Below are 15,791 nucleotides of genomic sequence, written 5' to 3' on the forward strand. Positions count from 1 at the left end.
GCGCGTGCGCAGCCGCTCCTCCAGGACGTCCAGGGCGGTGAAGAGACGGTCGAACGCCTCCTCGTAGGAGGACTGGTCACCGGCGAAGCCGCACCGGTACACGCCGTTGTTCACCTCCGTGTAGACGTGCCGCATGAGCGGGTCCATCTCCTCGGCGAGGGACGCCGGGTACAGGTCCGGTGCGCCCTCGCGGTGGAACCGCCGCCACTGCGAGGAGAGGTCGAGGGTGATCTGCGCGAAGTCGTTCGTCACCACCTGCCCGGTGGGGATGTCGACGATCGCCGGTACGGTGATGCCGCGCGGATACTCCGGGTCGCGGGCGAAGAAGGCCTGCTGCAGCCGCTCGATGCCCAGCACCGGGTCCACCCCGCCGGGATCGAGGTCGAAGGTCCACGAGCGGGCGTCGTGGGTGGGTCCCGGCATGCCCGCGGAGAGCACGTCCTCGAGCCCCAGCAGGCGGCGGACGATGAGCGTGCGGTTGGCCCAGGGGCAGGCGCGCGCGGCGATCAGGCGGTAGCGTCCGGGCTCCACCGGCCAGCGGGCGTCCGGGTCGTCGAGGATCCGGTCCTCGATGTAGCGGGTGTCCCGCGTGTACCCCTCGCCCGGGGTGACGTAGCTGCCGGTCTCGGGTGCGTCGTCTGCGTCATTCATGCGTACATCCCTTCGATGACGTCCGCGAAGTCCTTCGCCACGAGGTGGCGCTTGACGGACTGCTTCGCGGACAGGTAGCCGTTGTCCTCGGTGAGCTCCGCCGGCACGATCGTGAAGGTCCGGATCGACTCCGCACGGGAGACCTTCTCGTTCGTCCGCTCGACGGCCTTCTCGATCGCCGCGCGGACGGTCGGGTTGGCGGCCGCCTCCGCGAGGCTCATGTCCGCGCGCAGCCCGTGGCCGGAGAGCCAGCCGGACAGCATCTCCGCGTCGAGGAAGATGAGCGCGGAGATGAAGTTGCGGTCGTCGCCGATCACCACGGGCTGGCCGATGAGCGGATGGCGGCGCAGCTCGTCCTCGAGCGGCGCCGGTGCGACGTTCTTGCCGGAGGAGGTGACGATGAGCTCCTTCTTCCGGCCAGTGATGCGGAGGTAGCCGTCGGCGTCGATCGCGCCCAGGTCGCCCGTGCGCAGCCAGTCGCCGTAGAAGGTCTCCGCGGTGGCCTCCGCGTTGTGCAGATAGCCGTCGAACACGCAGACGCCCTTCGCGAGCACCTCACCGTCCGGGGCGACGGCGACGGCGCAGCCGGGCAGGGGCTTGCCCACCGTGCCCAGCCTGGCCTCCTCGGGCAGGTTCACGGTGACGGGGGCGGTGGTCTCCGTGAGCCCGTAGCCCTCGATGATCGTCAGCCCGATCCCGCGGTAGAAGTGGCCCAGGTGCTCGCCCAGCGGCCCGCCGCCGGAGACGGAGTACTCCAGCGCACCGCCCATGACGGTGCGCAGGCGGGAGTAGACGAGCTTGTCGAAGAGAGCGTGCTGGGCGCGCAGGGTCAGCGAGGGGCCGCCCTCGTCGAGCGCGCGCGAGTACGCGACGGCGACCTGCTGCGCGGCCGCGAAGATCTTCCCCTTCCCCTCGGACTCCGCCTTGGCGCGGGCGGAGTTGAAGACCTTCTCGAACACCCGGGGCACGCCCAGGATGTAGGTGGGACGCACCTCGGCGAAGGTGTCCGTGAGGCGCGTGAGGTCCGCGGAGTGCGCGAGGACGCTGTGGGAGTTCAGCGCGAACACCTGGACGAACCGCGCGAAGACGTGGGCCAGCGGCAGGAACAGGAGGCAGACGGAGCCGGGGCGGACCACCTCGGGCACCTGCAGGGCGGCGGCCGCCGCGGTGCGGACGAAGTTGGCGTGCGTCATCCGGCAGCCCTTGGAGCGGCCGGTGGTGCCCGAGGTGTAGATGACCGAGGCGAGCGTGTCCGGGCCGGCGGTGGACCGGGCCGCCTCGAGGGCCTCGTCCGTGACCTCGGCGCCCAGGGTGCGCAGCTCGTCGAGGCCGGCCTCGGCGAACCGCCACACCGGCACCTCTCCCTCGGCGAGTCCCGCGGAGGCGGCCGCGGCGCGGGCGCGGGCGGCGTGGTCGCCGGACTGCACGAGGGCGAACGAGACCTGCGCGTCGGAGATCATCCAGGCCAGCTGCTCCTCGGAGGAGGAGTCGTAGAAGGGGACGGTGACGCCCCCGGCGAACCAGATCGCGTAGTCGCACAGGGTCCACTCGTAGGAGGTCGCGCCGAAGAGCGCGACGCGTCCGCCCGGCTCGAGGCCCGCTGCGAGCAGTCCCTTGGCGACGGCGGAGACGTCGGCGAGGAACTCCTCGCCGCTCACCTCCTCCCACTCCCCGTCGCCTGCGGGGCGGAGGAGGAGCGGGTCCGCGGGCACAGAGCGGATCCGCGCGAGCAGCACGTCGGTGAGGCTCTCCTCGCGACGGAGGTCGAGTCCCTCGGCCGGGGTGGCGACCTGGGTCATCGTGGGGCGGGCGGTCTGCGCCGTGGCGGCCATGCGGTCTCTCCTTCGAAACGGCCCGCTGGGCGGGCCGACGGGCGGCTGTGCGAGCTCCGTCACGATACTACTGGGGCGTAATGCCGGTGGGGAAACCCGCGGGTCTAGAATCGTGGGGATCGCCCGGTCAGCCGGGCACCCCTCTGCACAGGACTGCCGAAAGGACGCGTACATCCATGAGCGCTTCACCCGATCAGCCGGGCACCGTCGACCACAGGTACGGCGCCTCACTCGCGGGTCGGATAGAGGAGAAGTGGCAGCGTGTCTGGCACGAGCAGCAGACCTTCGCCGCGCCCAACCCCACGGGTGACCTCGCGGAGGTCCCCAGCGGTGTGCGTGCGGCCGGGCGCGAGCACATGTACCTCATGGACATGTTCCCCTACCCCTCCGGCAAGGGCCTGCACGTGGGCCATCCGCTGGGCTACCTCGCGACGGACGTCTACGCCCGCTACCAGCGCATGCAGGGCCGCAACGTCATGCACGCGCTCGGCTACGACGCGTTCGGCCTGCCCGCGGAGCAGTTCGCGGTGCAGACCGGCCAGCACCCCCGGGTGACGACGGAGGAGAACATCGCGAACATGCGCAGGCAGCTCTCCCGCCTGGGCCTGGGCCACGACGAGAACCGCACCTTCGCCACCACGGACCCGGACTTCGTGAAGTGGACGCAGTGGATCTTCCTGCAGATCTTCAACAGCTGGTACGACCCCGAGGCCGCCGGCGGCCGCGGCGCCGCGCGCCCCATCTCGGAGCTCATCGCCCAGTTCGAGGCCGGCCGCGACACCGGCACCGGCCGGGAGTGGAGCGCCCTCGACGCGCACGAGCGCGAGGAGGTGCTGCAGCACCATCGGCTCGCCTACGTCTCGAAGTCGCCCGTGAACTGGTGCCCCGGCCTGGGGACCGTGCTGGCGAACGAGGAGGTCACGGCCGACGGCCGCTCCGAGCGCGGCAACTTCCCCGTCTTCACGCGTGAGCTCAAGCAGTGGAACATGCGCATCACGGCGTATGCGGACCGGCTGGCGGACGATCTCGACCTCGTCGACTGGCCGGACGCCGTGCGGCACATGCAGCGCAACTGGATCGGCCGCTCGACGGGCGCGCGCATCACGTTCGAGACCACTGCCGAGGGAGTGCCCGGCGCGCCCGTGACGGTGTACACGACCCGCGCGGACACGATCTTCGGCACCACCTACCTCGTGCTCGCGCCCGAGCACCCCCTGGTCGACGGGCTCACGGCGGCCTCCTGGGACGACTCCGTGCCCGCGCACTGGCGCGGCGGCGCCGAGACCCCCGCGCAGGCGGTGGCGGACTACCGTGCGGCGGCGGCCGCGAAGACCCCGGCCGAGCGCCAGGAGGAGCGGAACAAGACCGGCGTCTTCACGGGCTCCTACGCCGCCAACCCCGCCACCGGCGAGGCGCTGCCGATCTTCGTCGCCGACTACGTCCTCATGGGCTACGGCACCGGTGCGGTCATGGGCGTACCGGGCGAGGACGCCCGCGACTGGGACTTCGCCAAGGAGTACGGACTGCCCTACATCCGCACGGTCCAGCCTCCGGCGGACCACGATGAGGACTCCGTCTACACCGGTGACGGAGCGAAGATCAACTCCGCGAACGCGGAGATCGACCTGGGCGGCATGGACGTGGCGGAGGCGTGCGAGCGCATGCTGGCCTGGCTGGAGTCCAAGGGCGTGGCCGAGGCCGCCGTCCAGTACCGCCTGCGCGACTGGCTGTTCTCCCGCCAGCGCTACTGGGGCGAGCCGTTCCCCATCGTCTACGACGAGGCGGGCACCCCCCACGCCCTGCCGGAGGACCAGCTGCCGGTGGACCTGCCGGAGGTCAGCGACTTCTCGCCGCGCACCTTCGACGCGCACGACGTCACGAGCGAGCCGGAGCCGCCGCTGGGCCGGAACGAGGACTGGGTCACCGTCACCCTCGACCTCGGCGACGGTCCCCGGCAGTACCGCCGGGAGACGAACACCATGCCCAACTGGGCAGGCTCCTCCTGGTACCAGCTGCGCTATGCGGACCCGCACAACGACGCCGCACCCGTGGGGGCGGAGAACGAGGCCTACTGGCTGGGGCCCACCGAGTCCAAGCCGGCCGGCGGCGCGGACCTCTACGTGGGCGGCGTCGAGCACGCCGTCCTCCACCTGCTCTACGCCCGGTTCTGGCACAAGGTCCTCTTCGACCTGGGCCACGTGAGCAGCTCCGAGCCCTTCCACCGCCTCATCAACCAGGGCTACGTCCAGGCCTACGCCTTCACGGACGCCCGCGGGGCCTACGTGCCGGCGGACGAGGTCGAGGAGCGGGTCGACGACTCCGGCTCCTCCACCTGGTTCCACGGTGACGAGGAGGTCTCCCGCGAGTACGGGAAGATGGGCAAGTCGCTGAAGAACATGGTGACGCCGGACCAGATGTACGAGGAGTTCGGCGCGGACACCTTCCGCGTCTACGAGATGTCGATGGGTCCCATCGAGGTCTCCCGCGCCTGGGACACGCGTGCCGTGGTGGGTGCCCAGCGCTTCCTCCAGCGCGTGTGGCGGCTCGTCGTCGACGAGGGCGACGGCAGCCTCGTCGTCTCCGATGCGCCGGCGGACGCCGAGACCCTGCGCGTGCTGCACCGCACCATCGCCGGTGTGCGCGAGGACATGGACAACTTCCGGTTCAACACCGTCGTTGCCAAGCTCATCGAGCTCACCAACCACCTCACGAAGTCCGGGGTCTCGCCGCGCGAGGCCGTGGAGCCGCTCACGATCATGCTCTCCCCGCTCGCACCGCACCTGGCGGAGGAGATCTGGGAGCGGCTGGGGCACACGGAGACGATCACCTATGTGCCGTTCCCGGAGGCCGATCCCCAGCACCTCGTCGCGGAGACCGTCACCGCGGTCGTCCAGGTCAAGGGCAAGGTCCGCGCCCGGCTCGAGGTGGACCCGGAGATCGAGGCCGCGGAGCTCGAGCGGCTGGCGCTGGAGAGCCCCGGAGCACTGCGCGCGCTGAACGGCGCGGGCGTGCGGAAGGTGATCGTGCGCGCGCCCAAGCTCGTGAACATCGTCCCGGACGCCTGAGCCGTCATGCGCCTGCGGCGCCGTTACCTCCCCGAAATGCGGCGCGGCGTAGGCTGGGGGCATGAGCGACACTGCTGACGACCGCCCCGAGTCCGCCCTCATCCGCGAGGCGCTGGGGGTCCGTCCGGTCATCGATCCCGCGGAGGAGATCGAGCGCCGGACGGACTTCCTCGTCGAGTACTGCCGGCGTGCCGGGGCCCGCGGATTCGTCCTGGGCATCTCCGGCGGCCAGGACTCGAGCCTGGCGGGCCGTCTGTGCCAGCTCGCCGCGGAGCAGCTCCGCGCGGCGGGGGAGGACGCGGTGTTCATCGCGGTCCGGCTGCCGTACGGGACGCAGGCGGACGAGGACGACGCCCGCGCAGCCCTGGAGTTCATCCGCCCGGACGAAGTCCTCGACTTCGACGTGAAGCCGGCGGTCGACGCTCTGGTGGCGACCCACGACGCCGCCGCGGGCCGCAGCCTGCCCGATTTCCACCGCGGCAATGTCAAGGCGCGCATGCGCATGATCGCCCAGTACGCGATCGCCGGCGAGCGCGGCTGCCTGGTGGCGGGCACCGACCACGCCGCCGAGGCCGTCACCGGGTTCTTCACGAAGTTCGGCGACGGGGGCGCGGACCTCGTCCCGCTCGCGGGTCTCACCAAGTCCCAGGGGGCCGCGCTGCTGCGCGTGCTGGGGGCGGCCGCGCGGCTCTGGGAGAAGGCTCCCACCGCGGATCTCCTCGACGAGGCGCCGGGAGAGACCGATGAGAGCTCGCTGGGCGTGACGTACCCGCAGATCGACGCGTTCCTCACCGGTGCACCCGTTGCGGAGGAGGCGGCCGCCGCCCTCGAGCGCCGCTATCGGCTCACCGAGCACAAGCGCCGCACTCCGGCAGGGCCCGACGACGCCTGGTGGCGCTGATCAGCGCATCGTGAGGGCCCCGCCGCAGAGCACCCCGAGGCAGAGGGCGAGCACGCCCAGCACCAGGGTGAGCGCGGCATAGCCGGCGGCGCGGAGCCGGTGGGACTCGCCGAGCATCCGCACGACGTCGACGCACACGGTGGAGAACGTCGTGAAGGCGCCGAGGAAACCGGTGCTGAGGAGCTGCATATCCTGCCCCAGACCGGTGACGATGCCCAGCAGCAGGCAGCCGAGGACGTTGACGCCCAGCACGCCCCACGGCAGCAGGCGGCCGGCCAGGGCGCTGATCCCCTGGTCGAGCAGCCAGCGCGCCACCGCCCCGGCGGCGCCCGCGAGCGCGAGTCCGGCCCAGATCACTGCGCCCTCCCGTCCCGGAGGAGGGAGCCGAGCGCCCAGCCCGCGACGGCGGTGAGCAGGCCGGCGAGGAGGCAGGCGCTCAGCAGGAGGAGCGGCACGAGGAGCTGGGCGGCGGAGGCCGGCGCGGTGAGTCGCAGGACCTCGAGGACGAGGCCGGAGTAGGTCGTGAGCGCGCCGCACATGCCGGTGCCCGCGGCGAGCGCGAGGAGCCGCCGGCCGTGCCCGCCGCCCGTGAGCAGGGCGGAGGTGAGCACGGCGAGGACGAGGGTGCCCGCGATGTTGGCGACCATGATCGGGAGGAGGCCGTGGCCGGTCGCGGCCAGCGCCGCCCGTGCGAGGGTGCCGAGCGCGCCTCCCACCGCCACGGCGGTGACCTGCGCCCAGCGGCGGGGTGGGTTCTCCACCGTTCTAGTCCTCCTGCGCGGCGCGGGTCTCCTCCTCCAGAGCGGCCTCGGGCTCGAGGATGCGGCTCACGAGGACGGTGCGGGAGAACTCGGCGCGATGGCGGAGGAAGGCATCGGCCGCGCTCTCCCCGGCGCGCTTGGCCTCGGCGAACGACTGCCAGCCGCCCTCCCGGCGGTCGCCGGGGATGACGGAGCGGGTGCCCTCGTGCACCTCGGTCTCCGCCTCGATCCAGTCCGCGAGTGCCCGGGTGCTGCGGTAGAGGTCCATGAACGCGCGGTGCGCGTAGGGATCCTCGAAGCTCGTGTGCAGGTGCTCGTCGAGGAAGGCGGTGACGGGAGCCGTGAGCTCCGAGGGGAACTCCGTGACCTCCGCCTCGACCCGGAGCCGACGGGTGATGCCCGCGTCCTGCGGGAAGCGCTCGAGGATGTCTGCCGCGGCGCGGGAGTCGGCCTCGGCGTCCTCCTCCTGGGGCGTGAGCGTGAGCTCCACCGGCGCATAGGTGTCATGCACGGCGGCGGCCGTCTCGGCCAGCTCGTCGATGCGGCGCTGGAGGATCGTCCAGGTCCGTGCCCAGCCCGCCACGGCGCAGGCCGTCAGCAGGGCGGAGAGCAGCAGGAGGACCCAGGCGATCTCACGCAGCGCGGGGACGAGGCCGAGCACCGCGAAGAGCGCCGCGCCGCATCCCACCACGAGTGCCACGGGGGTGTTGACCAGGAAATCGCCGAATCGCTTCACGCGCTCAAGGGTACTCGTGCACCGTGTCGCCTAGGCTTAGGCGCGGATCCGCGCGTCGTCCCGCGGCCTCGTCGTTCCCTGTAAGGAGTCCGGTCCATGACTGCAGAGCACGCCCGCACCCGTCCCGGGGACGAACCCGCAGCCGGTGCGCTGGGGCTCGTCCTCGACTCGACCGCGCTGCTCGCCGACGACGAGCGCTCCCGGGTGGCTGAGGCCCTGGACGGCCGGCTCGAGGTCGTGCCGCTCACGGTGGTGGTGGACGAGGAGGCGGCCCCGGACGGTGAGCTCGCGCCCGCGGAGCTCTGCGCGGCGATGGAGGCCGGCAGCAGCGTGTACACCTCGATGCCCGCGCCCGAGGACTTCGCTCAGGCGTACCGCCGCCTCGCGGAGGCGGGCGCGGACAGGATCGTGGCCGTCACCCTCTCCGGTGCGCTCTCCGGCACCTGTGCGGCGGCCCGGACGGCGGCGGAGGAGGCGCCGGTGCCCACGACGGTGATCGATTCGCGGACGGCCTCCGCGGCGGTGGGGGGTGCGGCCCTGCTCCTCGCGGAGGGCGCGGCGGCCGGCCGCGGTCCGGAGGAGCTGTGTGCGGCGGCGGAGGACTTCCTCCGGGAGGAGACCACGGCCCTCTTCTGCCCCGCCACCCTGACGTTCCTGGAGCGCGGGGGCCGGATCGGCAGAGCCGCCTCGCTGGTGGGCAGGGCGCTGTCGATCGTGCCGGTCCTCACCCTCACGGACGGCGTCGTGGATTCGTCCGCCCGCGTGCGGACGGTGCGACGGGCGCATGAGCGGATGCTCGCTCGCGCTCGGGAGTTCGCGGAATCGCTCCGCGGCACGTGCGAGACCGTGCTCCTCGTGCCCGAAGGCGAGCTGACCGCCGCGCCCGCCGCGACCCGGGAGTTCGCGGCCCTGCTGGAGGAGACGGCGCGCACGGAGGGCTGGGGACACCGGACGGGCGTGCTCTCCGCCGTACTGACGGCGCACGTGGGCCCCGGGGCAGTGGGCCTCGTCGTCCGCGCCCAGCAGTGACACGGCTGAGGTCACAGGTGCGCTGAGATCAGGGTCCGTCCTGCGGCGCCCGGGCTGAGGACGGAGGCCGCGGCGTCCACAGCTCCGAAGGGGGTCTGGCGTCCGCGGGGGAGCGGGCGGATCGTGCACTGGTATGAGCCCATCACCCGCAGAGCGCTTCTCCGCACTGCTCGCCGCCAGCAGCGACCGCGGCTGGACCCGCGAGCCTGTGCCGGGGGAGGCGTGGGAGGACGAGGACGCGTGGGAGGACGGGGAACAGGCCGAGGCTGACGATCCCGGTGAGGGGCGAAGGCTCCGGCCCAGCACTGCTCTCGTGCTCCTCCTGCTGCTCGCCGGTGCCGTCGCCGCGGTGCTGCTCGTGTTCGTGCCGCAGATGCGGCCCGGCCAGGACGATGTCGTCACTGCGCTGGGCGAGGAGGCTCCGGGCGGGGAGGGCCCGGCGGGGGCGGAGGCATCTGCAGGGGAGGAGCCTGCCTCAGACGAGGATGCCGGCCCGCTCGTCGTGCACGTGGTGGGCGCCGTGGAGCGCGAAGGCGTGGTCGAGCTGCCGGCGGGCGCACGGATCGCGGACGCGCTCGAAGCTGCCGGCGGAACCGATCCGTCCGCGCAGGCCTCGGCGCTCAACCTCGCCCGCCCCCTCGCGGACGGCGAGCAGGTGTACGTGCCCACCGCCGCCGAGGTGGAGTCCGGGGAGTTCGCGTCGCCGCCGGACGGCAGCGGTGCGGGCCAGGCGGCAGGCGAAGCGGGTGCGGCGAGCGAAGCGGGCGGAGGCGCCGGCGCGGCGGACGGAGGCACCGCACTCATCGACCTCAACACCGCGGACGGCGCGGCGCTGGAGACCCTGCCCGGGGTCGGTCCGGTGACGGCGCAGGCGATCCTCGACCACAGGGAGGAGACCGGCGGCTTCTCCTCGGTGGAGGAGCTGCTCGAGGTGCCCGGCATCGGGGAGGCCACCCTCGGGAGGCTCCGTGACCTCGTCACGGTGTGAGCATGTGCGGCGGGAGGTGCGGCAGCGGACGTCGGAGCTGCTGCGAGGGGCGGGAACGCGCCTCGTCCATCGTGTGGGCACCTGCCGCACGGCCGCGGCCGCCGCGGGGGCGTGGCTGGGCGCCGGCACCGGGGGAGTGCCTGCCGTGCTCGCGGTCTGCGCGCTTCTCCTGGCGCTCGGGGTCCTCCTGCTGCTCGCCCGGCCGGGGCGGCGCAGGGTGGATGCGCTGCGGACCGTCGCGGGCGGTCTGGCCTTCTCCGCCGGACTCACGGGTGTGCTGGTCGGAGCCCATGCGCACGGACAGGGCAGGGCGCCGCAGCTGGAGTCCGTCCGGGCGAGCGTCGTCAGCGAGTCCCATGAGACCGCCTCGGGCCGCTACCGCGCGCTCGCCACGGGGGAATTCGGGAGGGCGACGCTCATCGCGGACGAGCCGCTGCCGCCTGCCGGGACACTGGTCGAGGCACGCCTCGACTGGTGGGACGAGGGTCTCGCGGGCGTGGAGGAGGCGACGGCGGTGCGCGCGCCGGGGGCGGTGTGGCGCCTCCGCGCGGACGTGCGAGCGGGGCTGGCCCGGGCCTCGGTGGGAGGGCATGAGGGCGCGGAGCTGCTGCCGGGACTGGTGATCGGAGACACCGCGCGGGTCTCGGCCGAGCTCGAGGAGGCGATGCGGACCGTCTCGCTCACACACGTGACCGCTGTCTCAGGTGCGAACATCCTCATCGTCGCCGGGGTGGTGCTCCTCGTCATGTCCCGTCTCTGCCGGCCCTGGTGGGCGCGCCTGCTGCCGGCGGCCTGCGTGACGGCGGGATACGTGTTCGTGGTGGGACCGGAGCCCAGCGTCACCCGCGCCACCGCGATGGCCGCACTCACCGCGATCGGTCTCCTGCGGCCGGTGGGCACGCCCACCGTGGCGGTGCTCGCCTCCGCGGTGTCGGTGCTCCTCGTGTGGCAGCCGCAGCTGGCCGGCGAAATCGGCTTCGCACTGTCCGTGGCCGCGACCGCCGGGATCCTGCTGGTGGCTCCTCCGCTCACCCAGCTCCTCGTCGATCGCCGGGTCCCCGGCTGGGCGGCCGCGGCGATCGCCGTGCCGGCGGCGGCGCAGCTCGCCTGCACCCCGCTGCTCATCGTGCTCGCCCCTCAGCTGAGTCCGTGGTCGGTTCCCGCCAATCTCGCCGCCGGACCGGCCGTCGCTCCCGCCACCGTGCTGGGCCTGCTCGCGATGGCGCTCGAGGCGGCGGGGGCGTCGTGGCCCGCACGGCTCTTCGGGGGACTGGGCGCATTCTGTGCCTGGTGGATCACCGGAGTGGCACATGTGTGCGCGGCGCTGCCGGCTGCGGCCCTCCGCTGGCCCGAGGCGCCCGGAGGCATGGTGCTCGCCTGCGTCATGGCGGCCTTCGTGTGCGCTGCGGTGCTGCTCCGCGGTCGGTCCAGAGCAGCGGCCGCCGTCCTCGCCTTCGCAGTGGCCGTGGGCGGCAGCCTCGTACCGGTCCTCGGACAGCCGGGACGCGGCGAGTGGTCCGTGCTCGTCTGCGATGTGGGGCAGGGCAGCGCCGTGCTCCTGCGCGCACAGGAGGAGTCCGGTGACCATGCTCTGCTCGTGGACACGGGCGACGACGCCGAAGCCCTGCACCGCTGCCTGGAAGGTTCGGGCGTCCGGCGCCTGACCCTCGCGGTCTCCCACTTCGACCGCGATCACGTGGGAGCCCTCGATGCTGCCGTGGAGGCCGCCGAGGTCCATGCGCTCATCGTCCCGCGCGCGCTCGCCCACACCCCGGAGGCCGAGGACGCGCGTGCACTCACCGGGTTGAGCGGCATCCCGGCTGCCCGCGGAGAGGCGCTCCCGCCGGAGGCGCTGCCTCCCGGGGTGCGGGTACGCGTCCTGTGGCCGCCGCCGCGGGCCGGCTCCAGCGCGGACGGCAACGGGCATTCGCTGGTGCTCCTGGCGGAGGCGGACGGGATCACGGTGCTGCTGCCGGGGGACATCGGGCGGACGCAGTCGCTCGTCCTCGCCCCGGTGCTCGCGCAGGAGCCGCCCGTCGATCTCATGCTCGCGCCGCATCACGGCAGCGGGGACATGGCTCCCGCGCTGCACCGCGCGGCGCGGCCTCGGGCGGGGGCGGTTTCCGTCGGCGCGGACAATTCATACGGGCATCCCACGCCTTCTGCGCTCGCCGCCTTCGGGAGTGCCGAGATGCTGCGGACGGATGTGTGCGGCACGCTGGCGGTGACCGCGGGTGGTGCCGTGCGGGCGGAGGATCCGGACTGCGGCCGTGTCCGCGCAGGCGGATAGAGTTGCGCACATGGCGGCAGCGAAGAAGAAGACGGTCCCCTGGCACAGGGCGGCACCGGCACCTCTCGTTCTCATCTCCGGCGGTGAGGACGTGCTCGTCCGCAACGCTCGCACGCGCATCGTCGCCGCAGTGAGGAAGAAGCATGCGGACATCGAGCCGGTGCGCCTGTCCGCATCCTCCTATGAGCCGGGATCTCTGCCGGGAGCGGCCGCACCCTCCCTCTTCAGCTCCCACGGTCTGGTGCTCGTGAGCGATCTGCAGGCGATGACGGACGAGTTCCTCCGCGATTCCCTCGCATACGTGCAGGACCCCAATCCGGATGTCGTCGTGGTGATGGAGCACAAGGGCGGCAACCGGGGTGCGCGGCTGCTCAAGGCACTGGCGGCGGCAGAGGTGCCCACCGTGGACGCCGCGGTGCTCAAGAGCGATGCCGACAGGCAGAAGTACGCGCAGGATGCGTTCTCCCGCGCCAAGCGGGAGATCACTGCAGACGGCCTCGCGGCGCTCATGGGCGCGCTGGGTTCCGATCTCTCGGAGCTGGATGCGGGAGTGCGGCAGCTGCTCGCGGACACGGAGGGCCCGGTCGATGCGGCCGCGGTGGACCGCTACTACGGCGGTCGCATCGAGGCGACCGGGTTCAAGGTCGCGGATGCCGCGGCCGCCGGCCGGGCGGGGGAGGCGCTGGCGCTCCTGCGCCATGCGCTGGCCACCGGAGCGGATCCGGTGCCAGTGGTGGCGACGCTGGCCATGAAGCTGCGCGGTCTGGCGAAGGTGCAGGGACTGCCGGGCTCCTCGCAGTCGCTGGCGGCGGAGCTGGGCATGGCGCCGTGGCAGGTGGACCGGGCCAAGCGTGAGGTGCGGGGGTGGAACGAAGTCGCGCTGGGACGGGCTCTGCTGGCCGCGGCGGAGGCGGATGAGGCCGTGAAGGGCGGCGGCCGTGACCCGGAGTACGCGGTCGAGCGTCTCGTTGCCGTGGTGGCAGAGCAGTCCCGCGTGCGCTGAGCAGCCCTGCAATGTGGTGAGCGGCCCCGCCTGTGCTTGAGCGGTGTTCTTTCCTGGGCCCGGTTCTTCGTGGGCCTGGTTCTTCTTGGACCTGCTGGCTCACTCAGCAGTGCACGGACCTCTCGGAAACCGGGACGTCATTTCTGCCTGGACAGTCGATGGCCTGAGCCCGCGAGGGAGTTCGGTCCGTGGAAGAGTTCGGGCGGTTGGGGGAACTCGAACCGTGGGGTAGACCGGCCTCGGGGTGGGGTGTTCAGAACGGCGGCTTGTCGTCCTGGGTCCACGCAGGTGAGGGATCGGCATGCAGGCCGTCTGCTCGCTTGCCGCTCGGGCCGGTGTGCGTGCTGGTGGCATTTTGTCCTGCGCTGTCCTTTCCTCTCGTTCGGGTGAGGAGTTCGTGGAGTTGTACCGCTGCCTGGATCTCGTGGGGGCTGGGTGGGGCGAGGGTGACGGATTCGCGTCCCAGGGGTCCTGACCACCGGCTCACACCCCTGGTGTCCTTCTTCACGGTGAGGAGGCCTTGGGTCTTGAGCTGATGACACGGCTGACACAACGGCTGGAGGTTCTCCGGCACTGTGAGCCCACCCTGGGTGGGCAGGAGATGGTTGAAGGGCAGGATGTGATCAGCCTGGCAACGCAGCGCGGTCCGTGTGCAGCCGGGGGCTGCGCACTGCTTGTGCTTCGCCGTCACTGTCCTGCGCACATTCATCGGGATCGTGTAGGTGTGTGCGGTCTCGTCCAGGACGGTACCGGTGATCGGGTCGGTGAGGATCCGGTAGAGCACCGACTGCGTCGAGACGATCTGACGGGCAACATCGGCAGGAAGGGGAGCGAGACCAGTGAGCTCGGCCGGAACCTCCCCAGTCGGGACCTCCCCGGTCGAGGCACCTCCGGTGGAGCTGTCTGCAGTCAGGCCGTCTGCCGCTGAGACAGGAGCGTGGTCGGAGCACTGACCCAAGCGGACATCGTCGGCCCCGCCACCGCTACGCGTGCAGGCAGTGTTCTCCAAGGCCGTATTGCCGGTGCTCTCGCGGGTGAGGAGGTGGAGGACGGGCACGGTGACCATGACAGTGGCCTGCTGGGAAAGCCACTCACCCTCAGTCGGGCACTGGACACGCAGCAGTGGTGGGAACGCGGCTTCTGCAGGCTGATCCGCGGGAGGCCCAGGTGTGGGCGCACTCCGCCCCTCAGGCGCACTCCGCCCCTCAGGCGCACTCCTCCCCTCGGGCGCAGTCCTCCCCTCGGCTGAGGGTGGGGTTCTCTCCGAGTGTGGTGGTTCTGGGGTGGTTTCTCCTGACGCCGGGGCTGGTGGGTGTGGGGGTGGGAGGCGGCGTCTCCGGGAATCAGCGATCACGGGCGCATGAGCAGCAGTGATCGTGCCGGTCCGTGTGCGTGTGCCTTGGAGTGGCACATGCACCACAGCGTAGGTCTCTATCGGTGGGCCACCGGCGGGGTTGGTGAGCCGGATGCGGCGTTTCTCCACGACCGGCGGCAGAGACTGAGCCGGTGGTGGCACGGATGGTGGTGACATGGTGGGTGGGGAGCCGTCTGGTGGAGAGCCTGACGATGGTGTTCCGGGCTGCTCCGTCGTGGTGGACACGCAGGCGGAGCTGTCCTGTGTGTGGAGTTCGAGGGGCACATAGGTTGCCGGTGCTGCCAGTGCCGCGAGATCGAACATGAGCTGCTCAAGAGTCCGCTCCTCCACAACCACAGCCTCCGGCAGAACCCCCTCAGCACACACAGAACCGAACACCGGAGCAGACGCGGACCTGGGTGTGGTGATGCGCGCCTCCGGGAGCACTCGCGTGCCCTCGGCGCTGGCCTCTTTCCCGGTGTCGCCTCGGGAACTACCAGTACCGCCCTCAGCACCAGCACCAGCACCAGTGTCGGTGTCGGCACCGGTGGTGGTGAGTGCCTGGAAACGCCCCGCGCGGATCGCCCGTGCCGTGGCCTGAAGGCGCTGATAATACGCCTCCAGCACCGTGATCGGTCCTTCCAGGGTGAGGAACGCCCGCCCCGAGGCCGCCCGCTCATACGACACCCGTCGTGTGTCATGGACGGTCTTCACCGGGGATGCGGGCGGGGCGCAGAGTGCTGCTTGGGCACGCACATGCTCAGTGAACGTCTCCACCGGAGCAGCTAGCAGCGCAGGACCCCGCAGCCGAGCATGCTGATCCCGCACATGCGCCGGCACCGAAGACACAGACATGTCCGCGTCCTCGCATCCACTCTCCCCACACACGGGTTCTGGGTGCAGGGGTTCGGTGTGTGTTTCCTCGAGGTTGTGCCCGTTACCGGCCTGGGTGCGGCCTGTGGTGTCGCGGTCGATCCAGCGTGCGTCGTGGAGCTGGAGGCGGGTCGTCGCGCGCAGCAGAGCACGCAGTTTCGCCATGCTCAGCCTGCCCTCGAGGACCAGGCCCAGGCAGCGGGAGAACGCGAGATAGGCATACACGGCATCGACGAGGCGGCGGTGGGCTTGGGTCTTTGTGAGGTCTGTATCCACCAGCACGGCGCGGACGACTGTGCGGGGCAGGT

13 protein-coding genes are annotated in these 15,791 nt (G+C 71.9%); 7 read left to right on the top strand and 6 right to left on the bottom strand.

Annotation, left to right across the window (positions count from 1 at the left end):
• A partial coding sequence (locus ABD240_RS03560) for a glutathione S-transferase family protein (protein WP_486303406.1) occupies nt 1–651 on the bottom strand: 651 nt, incomplete at its 3' end.
• Nucleotides 648–2,483 (bottom strand): AMP-dependent synthetase/ligase, encoded by a 1,836-nt coding sequence (locus ABD240_RS03565; RefSeq protein WP_344335208.1) that lies wholly within the window; start codon nt 2,481–2,483, stop codon nt 648–650. The genes ABD240_RS03565 and ABD240_RS03560, both read right to left, overlap by 4 nt.
• Before the next feature lie 176 nt (nt 2,484–2,659).
• On the opposite strand from ABD240_RS03565, the gene leuS reads away from it, so the two are divergent.
• Nucleotides 2,660–5,548: a leucine--tRNA ligase gene (gene leuS / locus ABD240_RS03570; protein WP_344335211.1), complete on the top strand. Its 2,889-nt coding sequence runs from the start codon at nt 2,660–2,662 to the stop codon at nt 5,546–5,548.
• Nucleotides 5,549–5,609: 61 nt separating this feature from the next.
• Nucleotides 5,610–6,449: an ammonia-dependent NAD(+) synthetase gene (gene nadE, locus ABD240_RS03575; RefSeq protein WP_291794691.1), complete on the top strand. Its 840-nt coding sequence runs from the start codon at nt 5,610–5,612 to the stop codon at nt 6,447–6,449.
• On the opposite strand, the gene ABD240_RS03580 is transcribed toward nadE, so the two are convergent.
• Genes ABD240_RS03580 through ABD240_RS03590 form a run of 3 tightly spaced genes read right to left on the bottom strand, consistent with a single transcriptional unit; the run spans nt 6,450 to nt 7,946 of the window.
• Entirely contained in the window at nt 6,450–6,806 is a 357-nt protein-coding gene (locus tag ABD240_RS03580; RefSeq protein WP_291794692.1) for a fluoride efflux transporter FluC, read from the bottom strand.
• Nucleotides 6,803–7,210: a FluC/FEX family fluoride channel gene (locus ABD240_RS03585; protein WP_291794693.1), complete on the bottom strand. Its 408-nt coding sequence runs from the start codon at nt 7,208–7,210 to the stop codon at nt 6,803–6,805. Before ABD240_RS03585 ends, ABD240_RS03580 begins: the two co-directional genes overlap by 4 nt.
• Nucleotides 7,211–7,214: 4 nt before the next feature.
• Nucleotides 7,215–7,946, bottom strand: a complete 732-nt coding sequence (locus tag ABD240_RS03590; RefSeq protein WP_291794694.1) for a hypothetical protein — start codon at nt 7,944–7,946, stop codon at nt 7,215–7,217.
• Nucleotides 7,947–8,042: 96 nt separating this feature from the next.
• On the opposite strand from ABD240_RS03590, the gene ABD240_RS03595 reads away from it, so the two are divergent.
• From ABD240_RS03595 to holA, 4 genes are all read left to right on the top strand, one after another.
• Nucleotides 8,043–8,975 carry a DegV family protein gene (locus tag ABD240_RS03595; protein ID WP_344335217.1) on the top strand — a complete coding sequence of 311 codons (933 nt, stop codon included), beginning with the start codon at nt 8,043–8,045 and terminating at the stop codon, nt 8,973–8,975.
• A gap of 133 nt (nt 8,976–9,108) precedes the next feature.
• Complete coding sequence (locus ABD240_RS03600) at nt 9,109–9,963, top strand: ComEA family DNA-binding protein (RefSeq protein ID WP_344335220.1); 855 nt, start codon at nt 9,109–9,111, stop codon at nt 9,961–9,963.
• Nucleotides 9,944–12,253: a ComEC/Rec2 family competence protein gene (locus tag ABD240_RS03605; protein ID WP_344335223.1), complete on the top strand. Its 2,310-nt coding sequence runs from the start codon at nt 9,944–9,946 to the stop codon at nt 12,251–12,253. The genes ABD240_RS03600 and ABD240_RS03605 overlap by 20 nt, the downstream gene beginning before the upstream one ends.
• A gap of 10 nt (nt 12,254–12,263) precedes the next feature.
• The gene (gene holA / locus ABD240_RS03610) at nt 12,264–13,256 is read left to right on the top strand and encodes a DNA polymerase III subunit delta (RefSeq protein WP_344335225.1); all 993 of its coding nucleotides are present in this window, start codon (nt 12,264–12,266) and stop codon (nt 13,254–13,256) included.
• A 253-nt stretch (nt 13,257–13,509) separates the two neighbouring features.
• On the opposite strand, the gene ABD240_RS03615 is transcribed toward holA, so the two are convergent.
• Nucleotides 13,510–14,040: an HNH endonuclease signature motif containing protein gene (locus ABD240_RS03615; RefSeq protein WP_344335228.1), complete on the bottom strand. Its 531-nt coding sequence runs from the start codon at nt 14,038–14,040 to the stop codon at nt 13,510–13,512.
• Nucleotides 14,041–15,522: 1,482 nt separating this feature from the next.
• On the opposite strand from ABD240_RS03615, the gene ABD240_RS03620 reads away from it, so the two are divergent.
• Nucleotides 15,523–15,791, top strand: a 269-nt coding sequence (locus ABD240_RS03620; RefSeq protein WP_344335231.1) for a hypothetical protein, incomplete at its 3' end; no start/stop codon positions are given.

The sequence above is a fragment of the Brevibacterium salitolerans genome, from assembly GCF_039531405.1.
GTDB classification, from domain to species: domain Bacteria; phylum Actinomycetota; class Actinomycetes; order Actinomycetales; family Brevibacteriaceae; genus Brevibacterium; species Brevibacterium salitolerans.

Bases quoted from the DNA above. Each gene is read 5' to 3' on its own strand.
- ABD240_RS03565 (WP_344335208.1), bottom strand. From the start codon at position 2,483: ATGGCCGCCACGGCGCAGACCGCCCGCCCCACGATGACCCAGGTCGCC.
- leuS (WP_344335211.1), top strand. From the start codon at position 2,660: ATGAGCGCTTCACCCGATCAGCCGGGCACCGTCGACCACAGGTACGGC.
- nadE (WP_291794691.1), top strand. From the start codon at position 5,610: ATGAGCGACACTGCTGACGACCGCCCCGAGTCCGCCCTCATCCGCGAG.
- ABD240_RS03595 (WP_344335217.1), top strand. From the start codon at position 8,043: ATGACTGCAGAGCACGCCCGCACCCGTCCCGGGGACGAACCCGCAGCC.
- ABD240_RS03600 (WP_344335220.1), top strand. From the start codon at position 9,109: ATGAGCCCATCACCCGCAGAGCGCTTCTCCGCACTGCTCGCCGCCAGC.
- holA (WP_344335225.1), top strand. From the start codon at position 12,264: ATGGCGGCAGCGAAGAAGAAGACGGTCCCCTGGCACAGGGCGGCACCG.